The 1,214-nt window shown below is 70.4% G+C and carries 1 protein-coding gene and 1 pseudogene; one reads left to right on the top strand and one right to left on the bottom strand.

The window, feature by feature from the left end; all coding sequences use genetic code 11:
- Positions 1-463 (bottom strand): annotated as a pseudogene (locus G6023_RS12475) (hypothetical protein); the annotation flags it as partial.
- A 236-nt stretch (positions 464-699) separates the two neighbouring features.
- On the opposite strand from G6023_RS12475, the gene G6023_RS12470 reads away from it, so the two are divergent.
- Positions 700-1,092: a hypothetical protein gene (locus tag G6023_RS12470; RefSeq protein WP_182635785.1), complete on the top strand. Its 393-nt coding sequence runs from the start codon at positions 700-702 to the stop codon at positions 1,090-1,092.
- The last annotated feature ends 122 nt before the right edge of the window (positions 1,093-1,214 follow it).

The following is a 1,214-nucleotide window of genomic DNA, read 5'->3' as shown; positions in this document are numbered from 1 at the left end:
CGCGCCTGACCTGCCCGCCGTGCACGTACACCGTCTGCTGCATGGGCGGGTAGCCGAACTGCGGCGGGTAGGGGCCCTGCGGGAACTGGTGCGGCGCCACGTGCAGGTGCTGCGGGATGTACTGATCGGCGTACCCGAACTGCTGGCCGGGGCCATACGGTGCCGTCGGACCGTAGGGCGCGGCGGGCGGCATGCCGTACGGGAACCCACCCTCGTGGGCCAGCGGCTCGGGCGGTCGCGCGTACGGCTGGGCCGGCTGGTGCGGGTGGGCGAAGCGCTGGGGTTCGTAGCGCTGGGGTTCATGCTGCTGAGCGGGCGGGAACTGCGCCGTGGGGAACTGCTCGGTGGGGAATCGCTCGGTGGGGAACTGCTCGGTGGGGTTGGCCTGCCCCGGCGTCTCGGACCGGTCGAGCCAGTCCTCGGACCACGGCCCGTCCGGTCGCCGCGCGTGCTGCTCGTTCATGCTGGCTCGATTCGAGGGGTCGCTGGCGGGATGGGACGCCCTCCAACATAACCCCCGACACCGGTCCGTTGACACCGGTCAGGGCCGATCTCAGGGTCGGATCCGGGTCACCCTGAGGGGCCGCGGTGCGGATCCGGGGGGCGGCAGTGTGAATCTCGGGAACATTCCGGTCCGCCACCCATCCGGAATGCGGGGGCCTCCGAATCCTGTGTAGACGCCCAGACAGGAGATCCATCATGAGCACGGTCCCCGTACGTCGCCGCAGCACGATCACGACGGTCGCCCTCGTCGGCCTCGGCCTCACCGCCGCGCCCCTCGCGTTGGGGACGGGACTGCTGACGATCGGGTCGTCGTTGAACGCCACCGTCGCATCCGCCGAACTCGCCGCCGGAGCCGCACTGATGTCCCGCACCACCTGGATGCTGCCCGCCCTGTTCACCGTCATGGTGTTCGCGGGAATGGTCGTCGCCGTTCACCTGATCGGCGGTCGCAGACGCCCGCAGACCACCGAGGCCCGGATGCGCACCCGCGACAGCGAGCCCCACCCCGCCATCCCGTTCGAACTCCGTGCTCCGGACCGGGCCGTCGCCGAGGCCACCCGCGGACTGTTCCGCCACATCGACTCCTGAATCGGATGCCGGGGCGGGGTGACCTCGTCGTCGTCGTACCTTTGTCCGGCACACCCCGCCGGTGCCACGATGGGCGCATGGCGAAAAAGGACAAGCGGTTCGAGAAGATCCACTCCGAGTCG

This window comes from Dietzia sp. DQ11-71 (assembly GCF_014144995.1).
Lineage (GTDB): Bacteria > Actinomycetota > Actinomycetes > Mycobacteriales > Mycobacteriaceae > Dietzia > Dietzia kunjamensis.
This window is presented reverse-complemented; position numbering and strand designations above follow the sequence as displayed.

Excerpts from the sequence above, each read along its gene's own strand:
- G6023_RS12470 (WP_182635785.1), top strand. The coding sequence starts at position 700 with ATGAGCACGGTCCCCGTACGTCGCCGCAGCACGATCACGACGGTCGCC.